Raw genomic sequence first — 16,725 nt, 5'->3', positions numbered from 1 at the left:
ACCTATCCGATCCTCATGAGGCAGCTGCCAAACTCCACGAGGTCGCCGTCGGCCACGCAGATCTCGAGCACCTCGCCGTCTGCCTCGGCCGTCACCTCGTTGAGAACCTTCATGGCCTCGATGATGCAGAGGGTCTCGCCGGCCTTGACCTTGGAGCCCACGTGCACAAACGGTTCGTCGCCCGGCGCCGGGGCAGCATAGAAAACGCCGACCATGGGAGCGGTCACCTCGGTGCCCTTGGGCTCCGGTGCGGCGGCAGGTGTCTGCGCGGCGGGCTCCGGTGCGGCAGGCGCGACTGTGGGAGCTGCAACTGGAGCGGCCATAGCGCTCGGCATGGGCATGGGCACGGCAACCGGCTGTGCGGCGCTCGCGCGCTCGAGTTCGACCGCGGTGCCATCGGGCTCCTCAACGCGCACGCGCGTGAGGCCGCGGTCCTCCATAACATCGGCTATCTCGGCAAGTCTTTTGGAATCCATGCTCTAGCTCCTCGTATATCTACGCAGCGCGATGGCGGCGTTGTGTCCGCCAAAGCCCAGGTTGGTCGAAAGCGCCCAGGTAAGGTCGGCGCGAACCGCGCGATTGGGCGTGTAGTCAAGATCGCAGGCGGGATCGGGCGTGTGGTAGTTAATGGTCGGCGGCACCACGCCCTGCTCGAGCGCCATGGCGCAGGCCATGACCTCGATGGCGCCCGTGGCACCGATCATGTGACCGGTCATCGACTTAGTCGACGAGACGTGCGCGGCGCGCGCCGCGTCCTCGCCGAGCGCACGCTTAATGCCCGCCGTCTCGGACGAATCGTTGAGCTTGGTAGATGTGCCGTGGGCATTGATGTAGAGACCCTCGGAAGGCTTGACGTCGCCCTCGGTCACCGCCAGCGATATCGCGCGGGCAATGCCGGCAGCCTCGGGATCAGGGCTCGTAATGTGATAGGCATCATCGGTGTTGCCGTAGCCCACGACCTCGGCATAAATGTGCGCACCGCGCGCCTGCGCATGTTCCATGCTCTCGAGCACGAGCACGCAGGCGCCCTCGCCCATCACAAAGCCGTCGCGGTCTGCATCGAACGGACGGCAGGCCGTCGCGGGATCGGGGTTGGTGGTCAATGCGCGGCAGGACGTAAAGCCCGCAACGGCATCGGGGATAATGGCCGCCTCGGCGCCGCCCGCGAGGATCGCGTCGGCATAGCCGTGCTTGATGGCGCGGAACGCCTCGCCCACCGCATGGGCCGAGGTTGCGCACGCGGTCACCACGGGCAGGGTCGGGCCCTTTGCCTTGTGGCGGATTGCGATATTGCCTGATGCCATGTTGGGGATCATCATCGCGATCATATAGGGCGATGCGCGGCGGGGCCCACGTTCGGCAATCGTATGGACGTTGTCGACGAGCGTCGTCATACCGCCCACGCCCGAGCCCACGTAGACGCCCAGGCGCTTGCGATCGATGGCGCCTTCGACATCAAAGCCCGCATCGTGCATGGCTTCGTCCGAAGCCGCCATCGCAAACTGAACGCAGGGGTCGAGATGCTTGGCGTCACGCTTGCCAAAGTACTCGTTGCCGTCAAAGCCCTTGACCTCGGCTGCCACCTTGACGGCAAACGCATCGGTATCGAAGTGCGTGATCGGGCCGATGCCGCACGTGCCGGCGCACATGGCCGCCCAGGTGGCAAGCGCGGTGTTGCCGAGCGGCGACACGGCACCGATACCGGTGATTGCTACTCTCTGTTCCATCATGGTCTCCTCATCCAAGCCGTTCTTCGGCCCTGGTTTCTACATCGCCATTCCGCCGTCGACGCGTACGACTTCGCCCGTAATGTAGGCAGCCGCGTCGCTCGCCAAAAAGCGCACCACGCCGGCCACTTCCTCGGGACGCGCCATGCGCCTCAGGGGAATCTGCTCCTCGCACGCTGCACGCACCTTATCCGATAGCTTTGCCGTCATATCGGTCTCGACAAACCCGGGTGCGACCGCGTTCACTCGTACGCCGCGGGGCGCAAGCTCGCGCGCCACCGCCTTGGTCAGGCCGATCACGCCCGCCTTGGAGGCAGCGTAGTTGGCCTGCCCGGCATTGCCCATCAGGCCCACGACCGAGCTCATGTTGACGACGCAGCCGCCGCGCTGACGCATAAAGGTCTTGGTGAGTGCGCGCGTCGTGTTAAACGTTCCTTTAAGATTGACATCGAGCACGCGATCGAAGGCGTCATCGCCCATGCGCATGAGCAGGCTATCGCGGGTGATGCCAGCGTTGTTGACGAGCGCCCAAATGGAGCCAAAGTCGTTGAGGACCGCTTCCACGCACGCGTTGACGGCAGCGGGGTCGGCCACGTCGCATTGATATGCGCGTGCCGCGGCGCCAGCCGCCTTGCAGGCTTCGCACGTCTCGCGCGCCGCATCGACGCTTCCGGCATAGACGACGGCGATATCAAAGCCGTCCTCCGCCAGACCGGCAGCGCAGGCGCGGCCGATACCCCGCGAGCCGCCCGTGACCAGTGCCACGCGACGTGAGTCGTTGCGCTCGAGCGTGCCGTTGTTCAAGTTGCCCATGTCATTCCTTTCGGGTTACAGCCCTGTGGACTATGCGAGCTCGTCGGCAATAGCTGCGACCTGCTCGGCCGTTTCGCACGAATACACGCGAACGTCGCTCAGCGTACGCTTGACCAGGCCCGACAGCGTTTTGCCAGGGCCGACCTCAATAAACGTGTCGATACCCTGATCCTGCAGAGTATGCAGCGTGTCGACCCAGCGCACGGGATGGCTCACCTGGTTGGCCAAGACATCCGATGCTGCTCGCGGGTCCGCCGGATAGGGCGCCGCCGTCATATTTGCCATGACCGGAATTAGCAGCGGAGACGGCGCGTGGCCGGCTTGGATATACGTCGCCAGTCCCTCAGTCGCCTCGGCCATATAGGGGCTATGGAATGCACCCGACACCGCGACCTTCATGGCCCGGCCACCAGCCTCTTTTACCAAGGCGTCGAGCTCCTGCAGCGCCTCGGGCGCTCCGGCAACAACCGTCTGCTGCGGGCTGTTGTAGTTGACCGGCCAGCAATCCTCGCCGGCCTGCGCAGCCAGGTTCTCGACTTGCGCCGCATCAAGCTTGATGACGGCGCGCATACCGCCGGGGTGACGCTCGGCAGCCGCGGCCATCAGCGCCGCGCGCTCGCACACGAGCTCAAAGCCCGCTCGCGTATCGAACGCTCCTGCAAAGGTGAGCGCGGCGACCTCGCCCAGCGAGAATCCCGCACAGGCGGCAGGCGCCACGCCGCGCTCGCGCAGTGCGGCAGCCGCTGCCAGGTCATGAACGAACACGCAAGGCTGCGTATTCTCGGTCTGCGAGAGCTCCTCCTTGGAGGCGCTCCGGCACTGCTCGCTCGTCCCCGGGCGCACCTCATCGGCAATGGCGAACACCTCGGCGGCCGCCGACGATGTCTCGATCAGATCGACGCCCATCGCGGGGTGCTGGGCACCCTGGCCGGCAAACAAAAACGCTACGCCACCCATGCGCACGCACCCTTCAGGACGTGCTCGGCGCCATCGACCAGGTCGTCAACGATTTCGCGTGCGCTCTTGCGCTCGTTGACCATGCCGGCAATCTGTCCACACAAAAACGAACCCTCTTCGTAGTTGCCGTCCTTGGCGGCCTTACGCAGCGCACCGGTTCCCATAGCACCGAGCTCCTCGGCACTCGCACCGGAACCCTCGCTCTTGGCATAGGCGTTGGTGAAGGGGCTCTTGAGGGCGCGCACTGGATGCCCCGTCGAGCGACCGGTCGCACGCGTCGAAGTGTCGTTGGCCTTCAGGACCATCTCTTTGTACTGCTCCGAGACGGTGCACTCATTCGCAACGAGAAAGCGCGTACCCACCTGGACGCCGGCTGCGCCCAGCATAAAGGCAGCCGCCACGCCGCGGCCGTCGGCAATACCGCCGGCGGCCACAACGGGAATGTCGACCGCATCGACGACCTGCGGCACCAGTGCCATCGTCGAGGTCTCGCCAATATGACCGCCCGATTCGGTACCCTCGGCAACAACCGCCGTGGCTCCACGACGTGCCACGAGGCGCGCCAGCGCCACCGAGGCAACGACCGGGATGACCTTGATGCTCGCCTCGTTCCACGCCTTCATGTACTTGGCGGGATTGCCGGCGCCCGTCACGACGACCGGCACTCGCTCGTCAATCACGACCTGTGCAACCTCGTCGGCAAACGGGCTCATGAGCATGACGTTGACGCCAAAGGGCTTATCCGTCTTGGCGCGCAGCTCATGAATCTGGTCGCGAAGCCAGTTGGCGTCGGCGTTCATGGCCGCGATGATGCCTAAGCCACCCGCCTCGGACACTGCGGACGCCAGCGAGGCATCGGCAATCCAGGCCATACCGCCCTGGAACACGGGCTTTTCGATGCCGAGCAGATCGCAGAGAGGAGTCTTGAGCATCTCTACTTCTCCAATGCCGCCTCGACCGTATCGGCGAACTCGCCGACCGTCTTGGGGTTCTCCTCGGTATCGAGCTGGATGCCAAACTCGTCCTCGACGGCAACGAGGATCTCGACGGTGCCCAGGCTGTCGAGACCAATCTCCTCGAGCGTGGACTCGGGCTTCATCTCGACATCGTCAAGACCGGCGGTCTCGCGGATAACGTCGCAAACGCGCTCGAAGGTCTTCTGATCTGCCATGGTAGTTCTCCTTTGGTTGTGCCCTAGGGCGTTTTTATTTCCTATGTGCGACTACTTCCAACGAAGCAGATAGCCACCTATATCCAGACCGGCGCCAAATCCAACCAAGGCGATGGTGTCGCCTGTGTGAAGTGCACCGGCGTTTGCCAGCCGGTCGAGGGCAAGCGGAATGCATGCGCTCGAAATGTTGCCGGTCTCGCGCAGCGTTCGAACCACGCGCTCGTCTGGCACGCCGAGGCGCTTGACCGCCTGACTCAGGATTCGTTCGTTAGCCTGATGGAATACAAAATGGTCGATGTCTTCGACCGAAATGCCCGCATCGCCCGCAAGCTTATGGACCGTGTCGCAGATGGCGTTGACGCCGAACTTGAACACGCGGCGGCCATTCATGGACAGCACGCTCTCGCTATCTGCAGAGGCCTTAAACGGCGAGGTGCCGACCAGACCGGGTACGCGCAACGTCTCGACGTCGGGCGCCGTCGAAAGCTCAACGGCAAGGGGGTTGTCTCCCCCAGCTCCAATCACTGCGGCGCCTGCCCCATCGCCAAAGAGCACGCAGGTGGCGCGGTCGGTCCAGTCGAGCGTGCGCGTCATCTGCTCGGCAGCAACGACAAGCACGCGCTCGGCACGGCCGCGGGCGATATAGCCCTCGGCGACATCGAGCGCAAACACGAAGCCGGCACAAGCCGCCGAGACATCGAAGGCAGGGCACGTCGCGCCCAGACGCTCGGCTACGGCACACGCCTCGGCGGGAACAAGATGGTCACCCGTTGTCGTCGAGCAGACGATCAGATCCAGCTGGCTCGCGTCGATTCCGGACACTTGGAGTGCCCGCTCGCTCGCCGCTACGGCAAGGTCGTCAAGTGACTCGGCGGTGCAGACGTGGCGGCTCTTGATACCTGTGCGAGTAAAAATCCACTCATCCGAGGTATCGAGGAACTCAGATAGCTCGTCATTGGAAACACTGCGCTCAGGAAGCGCCGAGCCTGTTCCAAGAATCGTGAAACCCATCACTAACCTCCTTTGAGTTGTTGACGTGTTTACATCGACCAAGAGAGGATAGCGCATTTTAGTCGTTGTTGACGTGTTAACATTAAATTGTCCAAATGCGACAAAGGCTTCACATTGTGTCTATCTCTCGACACCATTGCGCGATTGCCTTATTAACTTAGGAGGTAGCAGCTGTTATGGATTCTCGTTTAACGATAGTCGACGTAACCGGATCGACCAACGATGACCTGCTCGAAGCAGGAAAACAGGGAGAGCCGCACGGCACGGGACTTGCCGCCCGGACTCAGACGGCAGGACGCGGCCGGCGCGGCCACAAGTGGGATTCAACCGCCGGCAACCTATTGCTTTCGATTGTCCTGCGTCCATGCGTTAATCCTGCAAAGTACTCTGGTCTTGCCGCCATCAGCGGCTTAGCGGTGCTCGAGGCGCTCGAAAAGCAGGGTCTTGCAAACGAGATTGGCCTCAAATGGCCCAACGACCTGGTCGCGCGAGGACGCAAGCTCGGCGGCATTCTGGTCGAGGCCGCACGCGATAACGAAGGCAAACCTTTCGCCGTCTGCGGCATTGGCGTCAACGTAAACTACACGCCCCAAGAGGTGCCCGATGGCGGCCTGGCGGCAATTGGCCTCTCGGATCTCAACGAGAACGTTCCCGCCGTCGACATGCTCCTCGATGAGGTCTATCACGCAGTTATAGACGCTGTAGATGCCTGGGCAGAGCGCCTCAACGCCATGGAAGAAAACGCCGGACCGCTCGCGCCCGTCCACGACGAATATGTCGCACACCTCAATTGGATTGGGGAGCACGTTATCGCCCGCTCCCCCGCTGGAGACGAGCTGGCACGCGGCATATTTAGAACGGTCGACGATTGCGGCCGCGCAAGCATTGAGACCGAGAGCGGCTTGTGCGTCTTCCACTTCGAAGAAGCGTCCTTGCGCCCCCTGAGCGAATAGGGCGCCGCAGCCATCAGCTCGGCAGACGAATTCGCTATCCCAAAATCTAAACTCAAAACAAAAGAGCCCCGCTACCAAGATGGCAGCGGGGCTCTATAAGCTATGAGCGATATCGCTTAGAGCTTGATGTCGATGTCGACGCCAGCGGGGAGGTCGAGACGCATGAGCGAATCAACGGTGCCCGAGGTGGGGTCGAGGATGTCGATGAGACGCTTGTGGGTGCGCATCTCGAACTGCTCACGGGAGTCCTTGTTCACGTGCGGCGAGCGGATAACCGTGTACAGATTGCGCTCGGTGGGCAGGGGGACAGGACCGGAAACGCGAGCGCCGGTCTTCTGAGCGGTCTCAACGATGAGCTTCGCGGACTGATCGACGACCTCGTGATCATAGCCCTTGAGGCGAATGCGGATCTTCTGGGTAGCCAACTTAAACCTCCAAAGAGTGCGAGAAGTGTTCTCGCAGGATTACGTAACAGGGAGCTCGAACTTAGGCGTTCTTGCTCATGACCTCGTCCACGATGGACTTGGGCGCGGGCTCATAAGAGTCGAACTGCATCGTGTAGGATGCACGGCCCTGGGTCTGGGAGCGAAGGTCGGTAGCGTAACCGAACATCTCGCCCAGCGGCACCTTGGCACGGATGAGCTTGCTGTTCTTGCGATCCTCCATGCCCTCGATCTTGCCGCGGCGACCGGAGAGGTTGCCCATAACGTCGCCCATGTACTGCTCGGGGGTCTCGACCTCGACAGCCATGATCGGCTCGAGCAGCTGCGGATCGGACTTCTTGAGGGCGTCCTTGATAGCCATGGAACCGGCGATCTTGAAGGCGGCCTCGGAGGAGTCGACCTCGTGGTAAGAACCGTCGAACAGGGTGACCTTAACGTCGAGGACCGGGAAGCCGGCGATAACACCGGTGTTCAGGGCCTCCTGGATGCCCTTGTCGATGGACGGGATGTACTCCTTGGGCACGACGCCGCCGACGATAGCGTTGACGAACTCGTAGCCGAAGCCCTCCTCCATCTTCTCGAGCTTGATGACGGCGTGGCCGTACTGACCGCGACCGCCGGACTGACGGACGAACTTGCCCTCAGCCTTCTCGACGTCGTGACCAGCGGTCTCGCGGTAGGCAACCTGGGGCTTACCAACGTTAGCGTCAACCTTGAACTCGCGGAGCAGACGGTCGACGATGATCTCGAGGTGCAGCTCGCCCATGCCGGCGATGATGGTCTGGCCGGTCTCGTGGTTGGTGGACACCTGGAAGGTCGGGTCCTCCTCGGCGAGTTTGGTCAGAGCGAGGGACATCTTGTCCTGCTCGGCCTTGGTCTTGGGCTCGATGGCAACGTCGATAACGGGCTTAGCGAACTCGATCTTCTCGAGGACGATCTCCTTGCCCTCTTCGCACAGGGTGTCACCGGTGGTGGAGTTCTTGAAGCCAACGCAAGCGACGATGTCGCCGGCGGCAGCGTCGTCACGGTCGATACGCTCGGCAGCGTTCATCTCGAGGATGCGGCCGAGGCGCTCGCGCTGACCATTGGAAGCGTTGACCACGTAGGAACCGGACTCGGCGCGGCCGGAGTAAACGCGGACATAGGTGAGCTTACCGACGAACGGGTCGGTCATGATCTTGAAGACCAGGCCGGAGAAGGGCTCGTCGAAGGAAGGATGACGCTGGATCTCCTCGCCGGTGTCCGGATCGGTACCGGTGACGGCCTCAACGTCGAGCGGGCTGGGCAGGTAGTCGACGACAGCGTCGAGCAGCTCCTGAACGCCCTTGTTCTTGTAGGCGGAGCCCACGAAGACGAGGTTGAGCTCGTTGGCCAGAACGCCCTTGCGCAGAGCAGCCTTGAGCTCCTCGACGGTGAAGTCCTCCTCCATGAGAATCTTCTCCATGAGCTCGTCGTCAAAGCTGGCAGCAGCGTCGAGGAGCTCCTCGCGCTTGGTGGCAGCGATGTCGGCAAACTCAGCCGGGATCTCGTCCATCGGCTCGGGGTAGGTCATGCCCTTCTCGTCGGCCTTGAAGTCCCATGCAGTCATGGTGACCAGGTCGATGACGCCCCAGAAGTTGTCCTCGGCGCCCATCGGGACCTGAGCGGCCACGGCGTTAGCGTCGAGACGATCCTTCATGGTCTCGATAGCGTTGAAGAAGTCAGCGCCCACGCGGTCATACTTGTTGATGAAGGCGATGCGGGGGACGTTGAAGGTAGAAGCCTGACGCCAAACGGTCTCAGACTGGGGCTGAACGCCGGCAACGGCGTCGAAGACGGCGACAGCGCCATCGAGGACGCGCAGGCAGCGCTCGACCTCTGCGGTGAAGTCAACGTGGCCCGGGGTGTCGATGATCTGGATGCGGTAGTCCTTACCGTCCTTGTTCCAGAAGCACGTGGTAGCAGCGGAGGTAATAGTTACGCCGCGCTCCTGCTCCTGAACCATCCAGTCCATGGTGGCAGCGCCCTCATGGACCTCACCGATCTTGTGGGTCTTACCGGTGTAGTAAAGAATACGCTCGGTCGTGGTGGTCTTACCGGCATCGATGTGGGCCATGATGCCGATGTTACGGGTATCGGAAAGCTTGTACTTAGGCTTAGCCATGTTAGTTCCTTACCTTAACTTACCAACGATAGTGAGAGAACGCGCGGTTGGCCTCGGCCATCTTGAAGACGTCCTCACGCTTCTTGACGGAAGCGCCCAGGCCGTTGGAAGCGTCGAGGATCTCGTTGGCGAGACGCTCGGCCATGGTCTTCTCCTTGCGAGCGCGGGAGAAGTTGACGATCCAGCGGATACCCAGAGCGGTGGAACGACGGGAGTTGACCTCCATCGGGACCTGATAGGTAGCGCCACCGACACGCTTGGGCTTAACCTCGAGCGTGGGCTTGACGTTGTCCATAGCCTTCTTGAAGGTAGCGAGAGCGTCGCCACCCTCGGACTTCTCGGCAACGATCTCGAAAGCGGTGTAAACGATGCGCTCAGCGGTGGCCTTCTTGCCGTCAAGAAGGACCTTGTTGATGAGCTGAGTCACCAGGCGGTTGTTGTAAACGGCGTCAGGCTGAACCTCACGACGATTAGCTGCTGCACGACGCGGCATGTGAAATCTCCTTAAGTGTCTACCGTGCGGCGCTTAGGCGGCACACGGCGAAAGTATCAAAACGTTATCTGGCTTATTTAGCCTTGGGGCGCTTAGCACCGTACTTGGAACGGGCCTGCATACGGTTCTGGACCGGAGCAGCGTCGTAGGCGCCACGGATGACGTGATAACGGACACCAGGGAGGTCACGGACACGACCGCCGCGGACGAGCACGATGGAGTGCTCCTGCAGGTTGTGGCCCTCACCCGGGATGTAAGCAGTAACTTCGATGCCGTTGACGAGGCGAACACGGGCAACCTTACGAAGAGCCGAGTTCGGCTTCTTGGGGCTCGTGGTGAAGACGCGGGTGCACACGCCGCGCTTCTGGGAGTTGTGCTGCAGAGCAGCGTTCTTGGACTTCTTGGGCACGGAACGACGGCCCTGGCGAACCAGCTGGTTAATAGTAGGCAAAGCGTACTCCTTCTCGAATGATTCCAGCTTTCTGTAAAGTGCAACGGCTTGAATCGAGGGGTCAGCATCCCCCTACGAAACACGCAGTTCGATAGGATACGTGGCGTTAGCTGTGCCGTCAACAGACCACGCCGCCGGGCGTATCCCAAAATAGGCACATTTCCGCAAAGCCTACACAAAAGGAATCCCCTCCTGTGCGGGGGGCGGATTCCCGGCCCGGGCGGCCTATCAAGATTTTGCCGCATACTTCCGAAATTCAGACGAATACCGCTCGCTTTAACCGCCCATTTACCGCAAAAGAGGCCGCTTCCCCTAGTAGGAAGCGGCCCCAAATCTTACGAATAGATGATGGTAAAGGGTACTTCTGTTTCGGTCTCTCCTGTTGATGTGTATCTCGTGCCCTCAAGCGTTACTGAGACCACTTGATCGACATTGATCAGTTTTGTCGGCACCCAAATGTTCTCTCCGCTATTGCGTGCCATCGAAACATAGAAATTGTACGCCCCTGCGTCGTCATCTTCGATAATCTGCTCCGATCCATCCTTGTAGCTGACGGTCAGTTTATGATCAACTGCTTCATAGCCCAGATCATCGATGTGCGTCTGGATGGAAAACGGGCTAATCTCGAGAGGCGAGTCATCAGAGCGGAGTTCCTTTGTATCGACGTGCGCTCCGACGTTAAACTCTGGCGTCGATACCTCGATCACCTTCGCATCCTCACCTTTGCCCTCCGTCCAGCTGATATTCCAGGTGACCGCATGTCCCAAATCTCGCTCGCGATTCCACGAGGCAAAGTACATCGTGCCATTAATGACCGTGTCGCTTGATGTGTCCTTATCAATTGTGCAGCGTGTGTCAGCCCATTCCTCGCCGAAGTTCATGCTGGGTGTACCGATGCCTTGTTCTTCTTCACCATAGAGAACAAGTTCGCCTGTCTCTGCTGCCGGCTTGTAGTAGTTAACGCCATTTGGATTGGACAACGTAAACGTCACGGCTCCGCAGCCGTTTTGGTCAATAGCCATCTCATGGATATCAAGCGTATAGCCGTTACCCTCGACGGACAGATTAACCTTCTGGACTGCACCCTCCAGGCTTTGGGGCGCGATGCCATCACCAAACTCTCTGGTGTAGGTATATTTAGTTCCCGATGAGCCTCCGTTGGTCCAGGTAATGGAATCCCCATTGCCGTGGTTTCCCCAGGCTGAGGCAAAATAGCTGGAATTGACAACGGCGTAGGCGACCCCTCCGGTCGCCAACACTCCGGCAAGACATCCGATTACGGCAACATACAGAGGTTTCGCGTGACCCTTTCGACGAAGCGGCTTTCCAGCCGCAGCATCAATAACACGGTCGGCAAGATCGCTATCGGCTTGGATGGACTCGAAGGCCTGCTTGATTTGATTGGATTTCACGGTCGCCCTCCTCTAGGATGAATTTGAGCTTCGATCGACCACGAGCTAAACGCGTTCGAGCGGTCGCGGCTGGCACATGCAGTAACTCGGCAATCTCTGAGGTCGAAAAGCCCAGATAGTAATAGAGCACGATGGGAACACGGAATCGCTCCGGAAGTCGCATAACGTCTGACAGGACCGCCTTGGACTCCTCCTGCGCCGTCGAAAGCGAATCGGCCAGGTTCTCAATATCCTCCACACGCCTCCATGGCTTTCGAAAGAGCGATTTGCATTCATTGATCGTGACCCGGATAAGCCAGCGGCGAAGATGCTCCCGACTTTCAAAGTGTCCATCGCTTTTGAGCAACTTAAGAAAGACGTCTTGTGCAACATCGTCGGCATCGGCGCGATCGCGCAGGTACGTCAATGCGATTCGAAACACGACATCCCGGTGATCTTCGACCGCCTGTCTAAAAGCTTGTTCTTCCATAATCACCTCCCGGTGATGCTGATATTTCTTGCTGAGGCCCTCACCATAGATACGCTCTGGCCGGACGAAATGTTTCAAATTCAAGCAGGAATAACCTACCAAAATAAACCTATCCCCTTTTGGCAGGTTTTCTTCAACAAAAAAGACCCGCTTCCCTGTTGGGAAACGGGTCTTTGGAAGGGCGGTTAACGTACTTGGAAGTTACTCCTCGTCGTTGTCCTTGGCCTCTTCGGCGTCGTCGGTGTCCACGAGCTGGTTGAGCAGCTCGTCGAGGGACGCCATGTCCTCGTTGATGGCACCGTTGGCGGGAGCCTTCTTGTCGTCGATCGGAGCGCCCAGGAGCTCCTCGTCGGCGTCGGCGTGATGCGTCGGCGCGGCAGAGGTGCCCAGCAGGATGTCGTCCGGACCGTCGGGGCTAAAGACCATCTGCAGCAGCTGCGAGAGGTCTTCCTCGTCGGCAACGTCGTCGTTGTTCTCGAGGATGTAGAGCAGGTCGTGGGCCTCGAGGCCGTCACGGAGCTCCTCGATCGCCTTGGCACCGATGCCATCGATGCGCAGCAGATCTTCCTCGGACTTGCCGACCAGGTCGCCGACCGTCTCGATGCCGACCTCGCTGAACTTGTTGGTCCAGCGCTGCGACACGCCCAGGTCGTCGAACAGGTACAGGCGAGCCTTCTCGGCGGAGATGGTGTGGCCGTTGCGGGTGAACGAACCGTCAGCACCACCGAACTCGTCGTAGCCGGCCCAGTCGAGCTGCTGCGGGAGCTGCTCGTCCAGGTCCTTGAGCTCCACAGGAGCCCACTCGGGCAGCGACTTGGCGTTGGGCGAAGCCGGGCCGTCGATGTCCACGTAGCCGTCGGCCGTACGATACGTCAGCTTGGCGTTGGCGTACGGCTTGAGGCCGGTACCGGCCGGGATCTTCTTACCGACGATGACGTTGGACTTAAGGTCGAGCAGGTGGTCGACCTTGCCCTCGATGGCAGCCTCGGTAAGGACGCCGGCGGTACGGATGAACGAAGCGCTCGACAGCCAGGAGTCGATGTTGGACGCGACCTTGAGCGTACCCAGGATGACGGGCTCGGCCACAGGAGCCTGACCGCCCAGACGGGCAACGCGCTCGACCTCGTCGGCGAACTCGTAGCGGTCGACGTACTGACCAAGCAGGTACTTGGAGTCACCGGGGTTGGTGATCTGAACGCGACGCAGCATCTGACGTGCGAGCACCTCGATGTGCTTGTCGTTCAGGTCGACGCCCTGGCTGGTGTAGACGTCCTTGACGCTCTCGACGAAGGTGTGCATCGTCGACTCGATGTCAGTCAGCTTGCGCAGGTTGCGGAAGTTGACGAAGCCCTTGGTGATCTGGTCGCCGGCGCGAACCTCGCAGCCGTCCTCGATCTCGGGCATAAAGCGAACCGAAGCGGGGACGCGACGCTCGTCGAGGACACGGGTGTGGTCCTCGGAGTCGGTGAGCGTCAGCACGTACTCGGACTTCTCGGGCTTAATCGAGAGGTGGCCGGAGTACGGAGCCAGCTCGGCCTCGCGACCCAGAATCTTCTCGTTGACGTTGCCGACGATATCGAACATACGGCTGACCGTAGGCAGACCCTGCGTAATATCGTCGACGCCAGCGACGCCGCCGGAGTGAATGGTACGCATCGTAAGCTGCGTACCGGGCTCGCCGATGGACTGGGCGGCAATAATGCCGACCGCGGTACCGATGGCGACCGGACGACGGGTGGAAAGATCCCAGCCGTAGCACTTCTGGCACACGCCGTACTTGGAGCGGCAAGTGAGCAGCGCGCGGAGCTTGACCTTCTTAAGGCCGGCATCGACCATCTTCTGAATGTCGGCAACCTTCTCGATGTAGCCGTCCCGCTCAAAGAGCACGGTGCCATCGGGAGCCACGACGTCCTCGATGAAGCAACGGCCGACGAGGTCGGTGTTGAGGTCGGTGGTGCCGGGGATGATGAGGTTGTAGGTGACGCCCTCGTGCGTGCCGCAGTCCTCCTCGCGGACGATGACGTCCTGGGCCACGTCGACCAGACGACGGGTCAGGTAACCAGAGTCCGAGGTGTGGGATGCGGTATCGACCAGGCCCTTACGGGCGCCGTAGGTCGAAATGAAGTACTCGAGCGGCAGCAGGCCCTCGCGGAAGTTCGCCTTAATGGGAAGGTCGATCGTCTCGCCGGACATGTCTGCCATCAGGCCACGCATGCCGCCGAGCTGACGCAGCTGGGTCTTAGAACCACGGGCGCCGGAGTCGGCCATCATGTACAGCGGGTTCTCCTCGTCGAACATGTCGAGCATGAGCGCTGCGACCTTGTCGGTACAAGCGGTCCACTCGTTAACGACTTCGATGTGGCGCTCCGTCTCGTTGATGAAGCCCTCCTCGAAGTACTCGTTGATCTGGTCGACGTTGGCCTGGGCGCGGTCGAGCAGCTCCTGCTTCTCGGCAGGGATGAGAGCGTCCCACACCGAGATGGTGAGGCCGGCGCGGGTAGCGTAGTGGAAGCCGGAGTACTTGATGGCGTCGAGGATCGGGCCGACCTTGGCCTCGGGGTAACGATCACAGCAGTCCGCAACCAGCTTGGCCACATCGCCCTTGACCATCTTGTAGTTCATGAACTCGTAGTCTTCGGGCAGGCACTGGCGGTTGAAGATGATGCGGCCGATAGAGGTCTCGAAGCGCGCGGTCTTATTGCCGGTGACATCGTAGTCGACAAACTCGTTCTTGCCGTTCTTGACGCGGAAGATACGGGTGCCGTCCTCATTGATGACGTTGGCATCGGCAGCGGACACGCGGACCTGGATCTTGGCCTGCATGTCGACCTCGGAGCGGCAGTCATAGGCGTGCAGCGCGTCGTCGAAGCTCGAGAACACGTGGTTCTCGCCCGGCAGACCCTCGCGGACCTGGGTCAGGTAGTACACACCGATGATCATGTCCTGCGAAGGGATGTTGACCGGCTTGCCGGATGCCGGCGAGCGCAGGTTGTTCGCAGAGAGCATGAGCACGCGGGCCTCGGCCTGAGCCTGGCTGGACAGCGGCACGTGGACAGACATCTGGTCGCCGTCGAAGTCGGCGTTGAAGGGCGAGCAGACCAGCGGGTGCAGGTGGATAGCCTTGCCCTCGACCAGCACCGGCTCAAAGGCCTGGATGGACAGACGGTGCAGGGTCGGTGCACGGTTGAGCAGCACGACGCGGCCGTCGATGACCTCTTCGAGGATATCCCACACAAAGGTGGCACCGCGGTCGATAGCGCGCTTGGCGCCCTTGATGTTCTCGACCTTGCCGAGCTCGACCAGGCGCTTCATAACGAAGGGCTTGAAGAGCTCCAGCGCCATGGTCTTGGGCAGACCGCACTGGTGCAGCAGCAGCTTGGGGTCGGTAACGATAACCGAACGGCCGGAGTAGTCGACACGCTTACCCAGCAGGTTCTGACGGAAACGACCCTGCTTGCCCTTGAGGGCCTCGGCGAGCGACTTGAGCGGGCGACCGCCACGGCCAGAGACCGGGCGACCACGACGGCCGTTGTCGAACAGGGCGTCCACGGACTCCTGGAGCATGCGCTTCTCGTTGTTCACGATAATCGCAGGGGCGTCCAGGTCGAGCAGGCGCTTGAGTCGGTTGTTACGGTTGATCACGCGACGATACAGGTCGTTGAGGTCGGACGCGGCGAAGCGGCCGCCATCGAGCTGGACCATCGGGCGCAGATCGGGCGGAATGACCGGGATGACGTCCAGGATCATGTTTGCGGGGCTGTTGCCGCCCTTCAGGAAGGCGTCAACGACCTCGAGGCGCTTGACGGCCTTCTCGCGCTTCTGCTTCTGGGAATCCTCGTCGGCGATGATGGCCTTGAGCTTCTCGGCCTCGGAGGGGAGGTCGATAGCAGCGAGCAGGTCGCGGACAGCCTCGGCACCCATACCACCCTTGAAGTACATGGAGTAGTAACGGGTCATCTCACGGAACAGCGGCTCATCGGAGATGAGGTCGCGCTCGGTGAGCTTCATGAAGGCGTTGAAGGCGTCCGTGCGGAGCTGCTTCTCGTCCTTGCACTCTTCCTCGATGTCGACGATGCCAGAGGCGATCTCCTCGGGGGTCAGCGGCTCCTCGTCGGAGAACTCGTCAAAGTTCTCGGGGTCGCCCTGCTCCTTGAGGGACTCGATCTGACGGGCGCACTCGGCATCGATCTCTTCCAGATCGGCGGCGAGCTCCTCGCGCAGGTCGTCGGCGTCGGCCTCGCGGGCCTCATAGTCAACCTCGGTGATGATGTAGCTGGCAAAGTACAGAACCTTCTCGAGGTCCTTGGACTTGATGTCGAGCATACGGCTCATCGGGAAGCTCGTGGGGCTCTTGAAGTACCAGATGTGGGACACGGGAGCGGCGAGCTCGATATGGCCCATGCGGTCGCGACGCACCTTGGCCGAGGTAACCTCGACGCCGCAGCGCTCGCAGACGATACCCTTAAAGCGGATGCCCTTGTACTTGCCGCAGGAGCACTCCCAGTCCTTGGCGGGACCGAAGATCTTCTCGCAGAACAGGCCGTCCTTCTCGGGCTTGAGGGTACGGTAATTGATGGTCTCCGGCTTCTTGACCTCACCGTGCGACCAGGAACGGATCTGGTCGGCGGAGGCAAGGGAGATCTTTACCGAGTCAAAATCAGTAGCTTCGAAATCTGCCACAG

15 protein-coding genes are annotated in these 16,725 nt (G+C 61.1%); 1 reads left to right on the top strand and 14 read right to left on the bottom strand.

Annotated elements, in window-relative coordinates; all coding sequences use genetic code 11:
* Positions 1-2: 2 nt before the first annotated feature.
* From accB to ABCP74_RS05450, 7 genes are read right to left on the bottom strand one after another with little or no spacing between them, the layout of a single operon-like run.
* Positions 3-476, bottom strand: a complete 474-nt coding sequence (accB, locus tag ABCP74_RS05480; protein ID WP_022094191.1) for an acetyl-CoA carboxylase biotin carboxyl carrier protein — start codon at positions 474-476, stop codon at positions 3-5.
* Between the two features lie 3 nt (positions 477-479).
* Positions 480-1,727, bottom strand: coding sequence for a beta-ketoacyl-ACP synthase II (gene fabF, locus ABCP74_RS05475; protein WP_196033060.1), 1,248 nt, complete (start codon positions 1,725-1,727; stop codon positions 480-482).
* 39 nt (positions 1,728-1,766) lie between these two features.
* Positions 1,767-2,540: a 3-oxoacyl-[acyl-carrier-protein] reductase gene (gene fabG / locus ABCP74_RS05470; protein WP_343001096.1), complete on the bottom strand. Its 774-nt coding sequence runs from the start codon at positions 2,538-2,540 to the stop codon at positions 1,767-1,769.
* A gap of 30 nt (positions 2,541-2,570) precedes the next feature.
* Entirely contained in the window at positions 2,571-3,497 is a 927-nt protein-coding gene (locus ABCP74_RS05465) for an ACP S-malonyltransferase (protein WP_343001095.1), read from the bottom strand.
* Positions 3,485-4,429, bottom strand: coding sequence for an enoyl-[acyl-carrier-protein] reductase FabK (gene fabK, locus ABCP74_RS05460; RefSeq protein WP_343001094.1), 945 nt, complete (start codon positions 4,427-4,429; stop codon positions 3,485-3,487). The genes ABCP74_RS05465 and fabK overlap by 13 nt, the downstream gene beginning before the upstream one ends.
* Before the next feature lie 2 nt (positions 4,430-4,431).
* Positions 4,432-4,668 carry an acyl carrier protein gene (locus tag ABCP74_RS05455; RefSeq protein ID WP_006235019.1) on the bottom strand — a complete coding sequence of 79 codons (237 nt, stop codon included), beginning with the start codon at positions 4,666-4,668 and terminating at the stop codon, positions 4,432-4,434.
* A gap of 51 nt (positions 4,669-4,719) precedes the next feature.
* Complete coding sequence (locus ABCP74_RS05450) at positions 4,720-5,679, bottom strand: beta-ketoacyl-ACP synthase 3 (RefSeq protein WP_343001093.1); 960 nt, start codon at positions 5,677-5,679, stop codon at positions 4,720-4,722.
* A gap of 176 nt (positions 5,680-5,855) precedes the next feature.
* Here ABCP74_RS05450 and ABCP74_RS05445 point away from each other — a divergent pair, with 176 nt between their 5' ends.
* A complete protein-coding gene (locus ABCP74_RS05445; RefSeq protein ID WP_343001092.1) occupies positions 5,856-6,632 on the top strand; it encodes a biotin--[acetyl-CoA-carboxylase] ligase in 777 nt (258 codons plus the stop codon).
* A 116-nt stretch (positions 6,633-6,748) separates the two neighbouring features.
* On the opposite strand, the gene rpsJ is transcribed toward ABCP74_RS05445, so the two are convergent.
* From rpsJ to ABCP74_RS05410, 7 genes are all read right to left on the bottom strand, one after another.
* Positions 6,749-7,057: a 30S ribosomal protein S10 gene (rpsJ, locus tag ABCP74_RS05440; protein WP_022094184.1), complete on the bottom strand. Its 309-nt coding sequence runs from the start codon at positions 7,055-7,057 to the stop codon at positions 6,749-6,751.
* A 61-nt stretch (positions 7,058-7,118) separates the two neighbouring features.
* Positions 7,119-9,218 (bottom strand): elongation factor G, encoded by a 2,100-nt coding sequence (gene fusA, locus ABCP74_RS05435; protein WP_152067423.1) that lies wholly within the window; start codon positions 9,216-9,218, stop codon positions 7,119-7,121.
* Between the two features lie 19 nt (positions 9,219-9,237).
* Positions 9,238-9,711 carry a 30S ribosomal protein S7 gene (rpsG, locus tag ABCP74_RS05430; RefSeq protein WP_006235013.1) on the bottom strand — a complete coding sequence of 158 codons (474 nt, stop codon included), beginning with the start codon at positions 9,709-9,711 and terminating at the stop codon, positions 9,238-9,240.
* A gap of 73 nt (positions 9,712-9,784) precedes the next feature.
* Positions 9,785-10,162: a 30S ribosomal protein S12 gene (rpsL, locus tag ABCP74_RS05425; protein ID WP_006235012.1), complete on the bottom strand. Its 378-nt coding sequence runs from the start codon at positions 10,160-10,162 to the stop codon at positions 9,785-9,787.
* 335 nt (positions 10,163-10,497) lie between these two features.
* Positions 10,498-11,574 carry a DUF4179 domain-containing protein gene (locus ABCP74_RS05420; protein ID WP_343001091.1) on the bottom strand — a complete coding sequence of 359 codons (1,077 nt, stop codon included), beginning with the start codon at positions 11,572-11,574 and terminating at the stop codon, positions 10,498-10,500.
* The gene (locus ABCP74_RS05415; protein WP_117769553.1) at positions 11,525-12,043 is read right to left on the bottom strand and encodes an RNA polymerase sigma factor; all 519 of its coding nucleotides are present in this window, start codon (positions 12,041-12,043) and stop codon (positions 11,525-11,527) included. Before ABCP74_RS05415 ends, ABCP74_RS05420 begins: the two co-directional genes overlap by 50 nt.
* 201 nt (positions 12,044-12,244) lie before the next feature.
* Positions 12,245-16,723 carry a DNA-directed RNA polymerase subunit beta' gene (locus ABCP74_RS05410; protein ID WP_343004402.1) on the bottom strand — a complete coding sequence of 1,493 codons (4,479 nt, stop codon included), beginning with the start codon at positions 16,721-16,723 and terminating at the stop codon, positions 12,245-12,247.
* Positions 16,724-16,725 lie beyond the last annotated feature (2 nt).

The sequence above is a fragment of the Collinsella aerofaciens genome (genome assembly GCF_039062315.1).
Classification (GTDB): domain Bacteria; phylum Actinomycetota; class Coriobacteriia; order Coriobacteriales; family Coriobacteriaceae; genus Collinsella; species Collinsella aerofaciens_BG.
The sequence above is the reverse complement of the archived record's forward strand: the minus strand, read 5'-3'. Positions and strand labels throughout refer to the sequence as shown.

Excerpts from the sequence above, each read along its gene's own strand:
- ABCP74_RS05415 (WP_117769553.1), bottom strand. The coding sequence starts at position 12,043 with ATGGAAGAACAAGCTTTTAGACAGGCGGTCGAAGATCACCGGGATGTC.
- accB (WP_022094191.1), bottom strand. The coding sequence starts at position 476 with ATGGATTCCAAAAGACTTGCCGAGATAGCCGATGTTATGGAGGACCGC.
- fabF (WP_196033060.1), bottom strand. The coding sequence starts at position 1,727 with ATGGAACAGAGAGTAGCAATCACCGGTATCGGTGCCGTGTCGCCGCTC.
- fabK (WP_343001094.1), bottom strand. The coding sequence starts at position 4,429 with ATGCTCAAGACTCCTCTCTGCGATCTGCTCGGCATCGAAAAGCCCGTG.
- ABCP74_RS05465 (WP_343001095.1), bottom strand. The coding sequence starts at position 3,497 with ATGGGTGGCGTAGCGTTTTTGTTTGCCGGCCAGGGTGCCCAGCACCCC.
- ABCP74_RS05445 (WP_343001092.1), top strand. The coding sequence starts at position 5,856 with ATGGATTCTCGTTTAACGATAGTCGACGTAACCGGATCGACCAACGAT.
- rpsG (WP_006235013.1), bottom strand. The coding sequence starts at position 9,711 with ATGCCGCGTCGTGCAGCAGCTAATCGTCGTGAGGTTCAGCCTGACGCC.
- ABCP74_RS05450 (WP_343001093.1), bottom strand. The coding sequence starts at position 5,679 with ATGGGTTTCACGATTCTTGGAACAGGCTCGGCGCTTCCTGAGCGCAGT.
- ABCP74_RS05455 (WP_006235019.1), bottom strand. The coding sequence starts at position 4,668 with ATGGCAGATCAGAAGACCTTCGAGCGCGTTTGCGACGTTATCCGCGAG.
- fusA (WP_152067423.1), bottom strand. The coding sequence starts at position 9,218 with ATGGCTAAGCCTAAGTACAAGCTTTCCGATACCCGTAACATCGGCATC.
- fabG (WP_343001096.1), bottom strand. The coding sequence starts at position 2,540 with ATGGGCAACTTGAACAACGGCACGCTCGAGCGCAACGACTCACGTCGC.